Source organism: Robinsoniella sp., from assembly GCF_034124845.1.
Genome location: NZ_JAWYAJ010000549.1, coordinates 1 through 10,624, shown reverse-complemented (window position 1 = coordinate 10,624; position 10,624 = coordinate 1). Strand labels below are relative to the sequence as shown.

Genomic DNA, 10,624 nt, shown 5'->3' with positions numbered 1-10,624 from the left:
TTCGATTCTGGTCTGACCTGGTTTTCTGGCTCTGCCAAGGGTTACGATAACGATATCGGAGCCTGCCACATCTTTATAATCACCTGAATAAATATTCACTGAATTTGAGAATGGAGTACCCTGGATAATATCCATTGCTTCTCCTTCTGCTAACTGTTTTGCAATATCAACTAAAACAATTTCAGAACATACGCCCCCAACGGTCAGCGTATAGGCGATGGAAGATCCCACTCTTCCTGATCCCAGAATACTAATTTTATAGCTGTTACTCATCTGTACTTACCTCCACATTTTAATGTGAAGATAATAACACATTTAGAATTTTTTTACTAGTGCCTTACAGTATTTTCATATAAACTTTACACAAATTTTACAATTCACTTATACCACATTTTTAGTTACAAATCAACTATGTATTTTTATACATCCCAAAAACAGCGGGAAAATAGGCCTTATTTCATGTTATGCAAACTCAAAAAAGCAGAAGATTTTTCCGTCTCCTGCTTAGTCAAGCCATTTATTTTTTTTATTTTTTCTGATTCTATTTTGTTCCCATTTCCAGGACGCCACACCGGATATCACTGCTATTACACCACTGATCAGCAGCCCCTGATTAATACCAAGCCAGGAGGGAATAGGGATTCCCTTTGCTCCGCAATAAGCCCCTGCTATAAACACAACTTCCATAAGGTTAAAATATACCAATGTCCCAATGTTCATACCGAATACACCTTCCCTGGATGTTTTCTGCTCTTCCGATGCTTTTTGTGCCTTAAACACTGATTTCAGAAAAAGTCCCATAAACCCTGTTAATATGGGCAGAATCAGATAAATAAATTTACTGCCGTAACTGTCCGCTTCCCCCAGGGCATTCCAGTGAACTGCAACTTCAGCCGGCAGAAAAATGATTGCTGCAATGGCTAGAAGAAACGGGACAGTCATTAATGCTGAGAATATACGATTTTCCAGTTTCACAGCATATCACTCCTTTATTCATTTCTGCCCCTATTATATCCTGTTGCGGCACTGTTTTTCAACAGATATTGCCAAGATACAGTTTATCCTGTATGAAATACATTACTATTCACAACCTTTGGATGTTCACAGTAACAGCATCTGTTACGATGCACTTTCCCGGTCAGAGTCGCTGCTGCCGCCTGATGAGAAATATTCTTTCATGCTGTAGTGTTCTTTTACCCAATCTTTCGTATTTTCGATTCCATAGACTTCAAAGCCAGTCAAATCCCCGTTTTTATCCCGTGTGGCAAATACATCTACTTCACCGCTGTTCCCGCTGGACATGGAACCGCTAAAACTTTGATCATCCCATACACCATCCTCAAAATAACGAACCTTTTTCCCGTTATAGTAATATTCCTGGTCTTGATCATTACGTTTTAAACCATTTTTTTCGTATGCTTTTACCGTTTCATCTGCTATTTTCTGATACACATGGTCTAACTGCAGATAATGTCTGCGCTGTATAGAAGCCGCTTTTTCAAAAATAGAATCCCATTTTTCATAGTCCGCATCATATTGTTCGGATCCATATTTAAGTGCATCCAGGTTATAATAGCAGTCATCTTGTATTGTACTCAATTGATCACATATGATCTGCATAGACTCTGCCAGTTTGTCTAGTTCATTGCGAAATGTTGAATTGCTCCAATCTTTTACTTTTTTAAGCAGGTCATTCCAGTCAGCCTCCTTTTTCTCCATTTCCGCTTTCTGTTTCTGGAATGCATCATTTACTTCCTGAAAAGATTTTTTTAATGCTTTTTTTCTGGTGTCATCTCCTTTTATGTCTTCCACCGCACTCTTATCATCAGAACTCACAGCAGTATCTGCCGCATCTAACCCTGAAACCGACATTTGTTTCATCCAATATGCATCTGCGTCTCTGACTGGGCTGACTTCTCCCACTGCACTGGTTCCAAAGTTTCCGGCTCCCCCATCACTTGCTGCTGTTTCTTTTTGTCCGGCTGCAAATGCTGTCACTGCCATTCCGGCCAGAACGACAACTCCACAGATCCCTCCGATTACTTTGCCTGCATTTTTCACTTTTCCGTATTGATTATCCAGTCTCTTCATTTGGTTGGTTTTGTTGGTTTTGTTGGTTTTGTTGGTTTCGTTGATTTTCTTCATTTTGTTGTTTACCTCCATTTTGTTAGTTTCCTTCATTCGTTGTTTTCTTTATTTCGTTGATTTCTTTCATTTTTGTTTTCTTCCACTTCATTGGTTTCTTCCACTTCATTGGTTTCTTCCACTTCGTTGGTTTCTTTCATTTCATTGATTTCTTCCACTTCATTGGTTTCTTCCACTTCGTCTCTTCTTTTCATTTCCATGATTTCTTATATTATTCTATTGCAATAGAATATCATATTTTCATTCTACTACGATAGAATAAAATTGTCAACCATATATTTTTACTTTCTCCACTTCACCGAACATACCTCTCTCTGTTCTTTTTAGCGCAGAAAAGGGCCCCCTGCAATTACTGCAGGAAGCCCCTTCTCATCTTTGATTATTTATTATTAATTTTAATCTTTTTTACACTGGAATAGCTGCTGTATATTTTCTTGCTGCCAACTCTCTTGTATCTTTTGATTTTGAAACGGTAAGTCGTTCCTTTTTTGAGCCCGGACTTTTTCAGGCTGGAAGCTGATTTGGATTTGGAAGCAATCTTGGTATATTTTCTCTTATTTTCAGCCTTCATATAAATCTCTACTCCATCGCACCTTGATGTTTTCTTCCAGGTAATCTTCACCTTTTTACTGCCGGTCTGGCTTACTTTTAATGATGGTTTTGCAGGTGCGCTTGCCGTCTTCAAAGTGTCGGAAAAGCTGCCTTCTTTTACTTCCGAACCGATTTGATTGTATGCCTTTACTCTATAACTATAATTTGTTCCTTCTTTCAGTCCCGTATTTTTATAGCTGTTAGAAGTCGTGGTTTTAATCTTTTTCCATTCATTCCTGCGGCTGTCGTAACGGTATACATGGTATCCTTTGGCATTTGCAGCCTTTTCCCAGGTAATTTTAATACTCTTGGTTTTATTGTAAGACGTCTTTAATCCTGTTACTTTGGCTGGTACCTCCACAATCTGTTTCCAATGGGCATATACCGTTATATTAGCAGTAACCCTGGTGGATGACGTAAACTGTGCACCACCGTCCGCTGCCGTAAACCATCCCAGGAACTGATAACCGCTTCTGGCTGCAGTTGGCAGAACGGATATCACGCTTCCCTCATTTACGGTTATGCCTGATGTACTGGTGTTGCCGCCATTTCCATGGAAGCTCACCACATATGTGGGAATGGGCTTTTTGCCCCAGACTGCAGTAAAGGTAATATCCTGGATCAATCTATACTCGCTGCCAGGCTGATAGGTGTTCATACCATCGTTCCATCCCTGGAACACAAATCCATCTCTGGTATAACTGTTTTCCGGAAGGATAAAGGAACTTCCCGCCAGCACGGTTACCGGTTCCGGAGATTCACCCGCAGCGCCGTCTCCTCCTTCGAAATATGCTGTCACTTCAGTCTCCGGAACATCACTGATCCATTCCGCCGTAAATACGGTATCCATACCCGGAATATGATAAGTATCACCAGGCTGATAGATTCCGTTTCCGTCATTCCATCCGTTAAATGCAAATCCTGCTTTTACAAAGGTATTGTCGGGTAAAGTTATCGGTGCCCCTTCCTCACCGGTAATAGAAACTGGTGCATCACCGAGTGCCCCTTCACCGCCTTCAAAGGATATTGTATAAATCTCCGGGATTACTTCCTGCCACTGTGCTGTAAATATAACATCGTAGGATGGAACCGTATAAGAATCACCCGGTTGATAAATTTCATCACCATCCGCCCATCCTGTAAATGTGAAGCCCTCTCTTGTGTAGGTATTATCCGGAAGCGTGATCTGCTCTCCTTCCTTAGCTGTCATGGATTCCGGTGCTTCTCCCACTGTTCCTTCGCCGCCTTCAAAAGTTACATGGTAAATCTGTTCTTCTTCATCCGGAATAATCTCATACACATAGAATTCCGCAGCCGAGATAAATTTGTCATTTCCGGAATCCCCTCTGGTGGACGTTGCCCGGATCTGGATTCTTCTGGCATTTACCGTATTAAATACCACTTCTTTTTTATCGGCGTTATCACTCCAGGTTCCGGTTCCTCCCGGCACTTCCCTGAAATCGTCCCCGTTTTCCGTAGGGCTGTAATAAAGCTTATACCCCAGGATTCTTCCATTGATGTTATTTGATCTCGGTACATATTCCAGTTTGCGGAGAATGCGGTTTTTACCCACATCAATAGTAAATTCATTGCGGACATTTCCCGGAATATCCGGTTTCACTGCTGCACTTCCCGACCAGTTACTGTGCCAATAGGTAGTTTCATTGCCGTCTATTGCCTGGTCTGCATTGCCGTCGCTACCGCTGCCTTCCTGGCTTCCTGCCGTGGCGCTTAATTCGCCGGATTCAATCTTGGTAAGTGTTCCCTTGATTACAAGGTTATTCACTGCCTGCTCAAGTGCCGCCAGTTTTTCATCCAGCTCTTTCTGTTTTACTCCTTCTTTTCCCAGAGATTCTTCTGCCGCAGCGACAGCCTGGGTTACAGCCTGGTAAGATTCTTCTGTGTAGAGCTTAGCATCCAGTTCTTTTGCTTTGTCTACTGCTCCCTGAAGCTCTGTCCGGTCAGCCGGTATGTCTTCCAGTTTTTCAAACGCATCAGTAAGTGCAGCCAGGGCAGCTGCCACCTCCTCCTGGGAAGCTTCTGCATAGCCGATTACACCTTCTGCGTCATCAATGGCATTTTTCAATGCAGCATAGGTTTCTTTGGTGTAGTATTTTCCGTCCACCGCCAAAGCTTGTGTATATTTTTCAATTAAGGAAGACTTGTCTGCCGGTATCACAGGATCCGGCTCTGCCGTTACCAGATACATCTCATGGAGTTCCGGTGCTGTTTGGCTCCAGGATATCTTTATCTCAAATACATTGCTGACATCCTGTCCCAAATCTTCGAATACATTCAGGCTCTTGTCCAATGTACCAATGCTCTTCCATGCATCGTTACCGTAACGTACGGAAACATCTGCATCCGAAATGGTATTGGGGCTTTGCAAAATGGTAATGCCTGTCACATTGGTATTGCCTGACACCCGGTAAGTAAGGCTTCCTTCTCCTTCTTTCTTAGAGGATCGATAGGTTGTGGACACGTCATTATCGGTAAGATAAGAGGGGCGGTGTCCTTTTTCCTCCACATCAGTAGTCACAAATGAAGGGTTGTTTTCCACGGGTATATACTCGTTGTCATTGATCTCCAGCTCATTAAAACGAATCCATCTTGCATTATAATCTTTGGTCACCGATATCTTAATATATCTTGCATCCTGATTTACCGGTTCTGCTGTTGATAACGTGTAATAAGATATTTCGTGATCCGGGAAACATTCATCAATCGTTACCTGACCCGGATCTTTATCCGGATTGCCGATTGTCAGGATATCTGTCCAGTTTTCAAGATCTGCCGAAACGGATATCTTTCCATTGCGGATAAAATCCACTTCACTGTCATGCTGTACCATTTTCAGTTTTTTCAAAGTAATTGTCTGGCCCAGGTCATAGATAATATACTGACCCTCCTTCTGTGATACACTGAAGTTTGCCTTTGTGCTGCGGTCCCCGTCTACTGCCTGATCCCCATTGGTAATAGCTGATGCTGCAATATTGGACTCCCTAAATTGAGGTGCTGCAATTTCTTTTGATCTTATGGTAAACCGGGACAGCTGGAACGTAACGGGATCCTTGCTGCTGTTGATGAGGCGGATATACCTTGCATCCAGTCCTCCGGTCAGATTGCCGGGATCTACTGTCTGCCATTCGGTTCCGTTGACAGAGGCTTCCATCGTCAGTTTATTCTGTTGGGTGTACGCTGCATTTATTTCCATTATATTTCGGATTCTGGGAAGCATAATACCCAGATACTGGTTCTTCCCAAGCGTAAGATCACGGTCATTTACAGATAAGTCAGCTGTATCGGCTGTAGTAGTAACACTTCTTCGGCTTAAGGATGCCACATTTGTATAGGCTACTGTGGATGGCAGCACTTCTCCTTCGCTTACCGCAAATTCCCGTACCGCCAGCCATTTCCCTGTGGCTGCCTTTGCTCTTACCCGCACATATCTCGCCTTAATCCCAAGCTCTTCCGCGTTAAAATAAATATCCCTCTTATCTTTATAAGACTCCAGTTCCGTATAATTTTCTCCATCCAGGGAATATTCCAGTACAGCACTTGATATCAGATCTGACTGCGCCGTAGTGGTTCCACCCTGGAGGTATTTAATGGTTCCAAGGGTTACTTCCCTTCCAAGGTCAAGACCCAGCCACCCCCCTGCCGGAAAAGAATCATTTGGCGTAGTTTTGAACCAGGCAAAGGTAGTATCATCCTTATCGGTTGCCTTGCCTTCGGTATATTCATTATAAGTGCCGTTAATCCCGTCTGATTTCATCAGTTCTGCATCCAGCGGCACAAACGGTCTTGTCTTATCCGCATTTGGATTTACAACACTGTTTACTTTTGGACCCAGTACATCAGACATGTTCTTCACAAATGGAATCAGGCGTTTTGCCCCTGCTTCTACATTTGGGACAGAATCGATATTTACCACCGGGCATTGTTTGGACAAACCGTAGTAACTGGATGCTTCCGAGAAGTAGCTCCATACATTTTCATAGTCATTATTTTCATAGGCGATTGCTGTATTGATATAATTGATTGCTGCTTTCGCCAGATATCTCAGGGAATCTGTCCAGGGTGAAAGCTGCGCCTTAAGGTTTTCATTTTGGGAATCCCGTTCAAATGCATCTGCCGCATCGGCTATTTTCTGGAATTCTTCCACCAGACGGCTTCCCTTTTCCTGAATGGTTGCTCCTGATTGATACAGGGTCATAAATTCTTCCAGCAGTGGTGCCAGTTCTTCCGATTCTCCCAGAACCAGGCTATGCCCGTTTGGTGCCGGATCTGATAAATGCTTCGCCATGGTATGTAACGCCTGAGAAGCATCCGGTTCCACGTATTTAAAGGAATCCGCCCAACTCTTATCCCGATTGAAGCCCTGAATGTTCCAGGCATAATCGGCAACTGCAAATATCGCAACCTTAGATGGCTCTGACTGCTGCATGGGATTGGTAATGACCCCTGCCAGGTTTGTTACATCTGTGTTGAGCATCTCGCCCTTTCCCATGAGCATGCGCACTTTATTAATATCATTTACCGGCCAGTTCAGCCAGAACAGCGGTTTTCTTCCCGCCTTTGCATCGGATGTAAGGCCATTTACAAACCCATCCACCGTTTCTTTTGTGACATGTCCGCAGACACTCTGCCCCGTCCAGAAAAAGTCTACATCGTCGTTCACCAGTTGATTTGCATTTCTTAAATTGGTCCAGCTGTATCCTGCAAAAGCCCAGTTGTATTCCGGTGGGCAGTAGAGGATATCTCCTACATCGTTTTTACTCTTGCACCAGTCCGTCAGATCATTAAGCAGATTGGCAATAAGATTTACAGATACTCCTCCTGCATCATCAGCCAGCACACCAAAACGGCGTACCCCTGCATCATAGAGCTGCTGGAATTTCTTTTTAATAGTTGCCAGACTGTCATCATAATTGCTTTCTGTAATACGGTCACTCATAAAAGGATGGATGGTCCAGACAAATTCACACTTGGATTTCCTGCCTACCTCTGCCATCTCTCTGATTTCAGCCAGTTTTTCTTCCGGATACATTTCTCTCCATTTGGAATTGTGGTAGGGATCATCCTTTGGAGCAAATACATAAGCGTTGCATTTGATTTCCCCTCCAAATTTCATAAGATTCATGCGGTCTTCATTGGACCAGGGCAATCCATAGTACCCTTCAATAAATCCCCGCAGCCCGGTGTCAGAAAAGTCTGTAACCGTAAAATTCTGAAGCTGTTTTCCGGTGATCTGGCGCAAAACCATTTTCAGTGTGGATAACGCATAAAAAGCAGCATTGGTATCTTTCCCAACGGCTGCAATGGTATTGTCCTGCGCGGTTAACACATAGGCATCTGTCTGATTAAAATGATCATCCGAAACTGCCGTATGTTCTGCGGCAAACTGATCCGCAGCATCTTTCGCTCCTTCTGACCGGTGAATCCCTACCAGTAAATTGGTTTTTCCCTGAACGGTAGCATCCGTAACCACATGTGTTACACCTGCAGTCTTCAGAACATCGTCCACTTTATCTTTCGTTGCCTGGTCTATACCCTCACCAAATATAACATTTACTTCATCTGACAGCGTAAAACTGCCATCCGGATACTCCACGTCATGAGGCGTGGGATATATTTCATATGCTGCGTTTTCTGCAGCCGATACCTGAAGCGTTTCAGAAATCCCACTTAGCTGCACCGATGTCATGGTCATTACAATAATCAGTAAAAAACTAAGCGCTTTTCTCAATCTTTTCATTCTTAATCCCCCAATCTGCTTTATCGATTCATCTGCCGGATTTATCAAATAACCCTGTCCGAAACGTGCCTGAAGGTATAAAATCACCTTCAAACACGCCCGGACCCTTTCATGGATTATTTTTTAACATATCTGACATTTTTAGAAATGTTTGCTTTTTTCAGCAATCTTTTATAGCTGCTGTATTTTTTCTTTGGTACCGTAACTTTTATCCTCTTATCGGTGTTTTTAAATGCATTTTTGCCAATGGATTTTAATACCTTTGAAGAAATCGTCACACGATTTAATTTCTTGCATCCCTGGAAACTTTCTTTACCGATTTTCTTGATATTGCTTCCCAGTATGACTTTTTTCAGCTTTTTCTGGTTCTTAAATGCCTTATCGGATATTTCCGTAACCTTGAAGGAATAGCCGTTTAATTTGACGGTTGATGGAATCTTGATACTCGTACTGTTCTTTTTCGCAGGACGCCATACCGTCACAGTCCTTGTTTTGGATGTGGAAGCAGTTACCTTATATTTTACACTTCCCACCTTGTGAGTGCTGCCTTTTTTCGGAACCGGTTTTACTTTAACCAGTTCATTTCTGGCTGTATTTAATGCCTTGTATGCCTGATCCACAGTTGCCTGCGTTGCTTTCTGGTCATTTATTACATTTGCTGCGGTCGCCAGTGCACCGGAGAATTTCTTCCAGGAATTGCTGGTGTAATCAGAAGCCTTTAAATTCTTACAGGTTTGGTAAAGATTTTGCAGCGCTGTTTTATTTACCACCGGCTTGGGATCTTTTTTCTTTAATGCCGCCAATGCATTCTGTAAGTCAGCGGCAGCCTTATTTACCTCTTCCTGAGATGCCTTTTGATTATCCAGTACATTCTTTGCTTTTGACAACGCATCCTTAAATGCACGGAAGCTTTCATCTGTATAATCTCCCTGGACTTTATCTTTATTTTCGTTATAAAGTTTCTGCAGGGCGGTTTTGTCTACTGCAGGCTGGGGATCTTTTTCTTCTAACGCCGCCAATGCATTCTGTAAGTCAGCAACAGCCTGTGTGATTTCTGCTTCTGAGGTGTCTGGATTGTTCATTATTCCCATCGCTACATCGTATGCCGATTTAAATGCATTCCAGCTCTCCTGGGTATATTTCCCGCGCAGGATCCCGGATACATCCGTCAGCAGTGCCCGAAGTTCTCCCTTTGAATCCGGCTGATTCAAATTGATTTCCGCTGCCGAACCAAAGCCGCCTTCACCTGAAGTAACCTTAAATTGTACGTATCTGGCATCCACCGGATCAAAGGATATGGTTTTGGAGTTACTGTCAGACGGCAGTGTTCCGTTTGCAACCACCTCATAATTGCTTCCGTCCAGGCTTACCTTTATCTCGTATCCGGTTACAATACCGTTTATTCCTCCACTTTGACGGGGCAGATATACAAATTCATGAATACGGTTTACCTGATTCATATCAATGGTAATGGTTGCCGGCAGATTTTTCATGGACGGCGAATACTGGGTATGCCAGATTGTTCCCGGATTACCATCAAATGCCAGTGATACAGGTCCTTCATTCCCATCCGATGTCAATGCCTGCTCATTGTCAGAGGATACGGTCCAGCCACTGGTTGGAATTTGGGAAGGATCGTTTATATCATAGCTCTTAGTTACGCTGACATTATCAATATACCCTTTAAATGCATTTGTTTTGGAACCAATTCTTTCAAGAGGAAGCACAAACGAACTGCTTGAAATATTGGTCTTCTTCACCAGTCCTTTATTGGTGAAAGAACCTTTTGCCGAGGAATTAAATGTCCCATTTACATACAGATCTGTCTTCTGAGGAGTTACACGCAGAATCAGATGATAGGTTTTTCCGGCTTCCGGAACAAAGTTGAATTCATATTCGTACAATTCCTGGGTATATCCCAGTTTGTTGTTCTCCAGAATACGGATATCATGTGTACCGTATGGTGAATCTTCTTCGAATAGAATCTGACCGGGCTTTACTTCATCCATTTTAAGGGTAAAGGAAAGCATATTTCCGTCTGAGCCCAGCTGTTCAACCGGAGTGGCTGCATAACTCTCACCGCCGCTTATTTTTAACATACTGCCGTTTAAGTTTTCAGCCTGTCCTACA

5 protein-coding genes and 1 pseudogene are annotated in these 10,624 nt (G+C 43.0%); all 6 read right to left on the bottom strand.

Translation table 11 applies throughout. From position 1 onward, the window contains the following. Positions 1-273: pseudogene (locus ACH2DQ_RS27310) on the bottom strand (L-lactate dehydrogenase); the annotation flags it as partial. A gap of 231 nt (positions 274-504) precedes the next feature. Then, positions 505-975, bottom strand: a complete 471-nt coding sequence (locus ACH2DQ_RS27305; protein WP_394913729.1) for a DUF1648 domain-containing protein — start codon at positions 973-975, stop codon at positions 505-507. Positions 976-1,119: 144 nt separating this feature from the next. Beyond that, positions 1,120-2,145, bottom strand: a complete 1,026-nt coding sequence (locus ACH2DQ_RS27300) for a hypothetical protein (RefSeq protein WP_395028700.1) — start codon at positions 2,143-2,145, stop codon at positions 1,120-1,122. Positions 2,146-2,177: 32 nt separating this feature from the next. Beyond that, entirely contained in the window at positions 2,178-2,339 is a 162-nt protein-coding gene (locus tag ACH2DQ_RS27295; protein ID WP_394913727.1) for a hypothetical protein, read from the bottom strand. 185 nt (positions 2,340-2,524) lie between these two features. Next, complete coding sequence (locus ACH2DQ_RS27290; RefSeq protein ID WP_394913726.1) at positions 2,525-8,494, bottom strand: beta-N-acetylglucosaminidase domain-containing protein; 5,970 nt, start codon at positions 8,492-8,494, stop codon at positions 2,525-2,527. A 116-nt stretch (positions 8,495-8,610) separates the two neighbouring features. Continuing rightward, positions 8,611-10,624: discoidin domain-containing protein (locus ACH2DQ_RS27285; RefSeq protein ID WP_395028699.1), on the bottom strand; the 2,014-nt coding region annotated here is incomplete at its 5' end.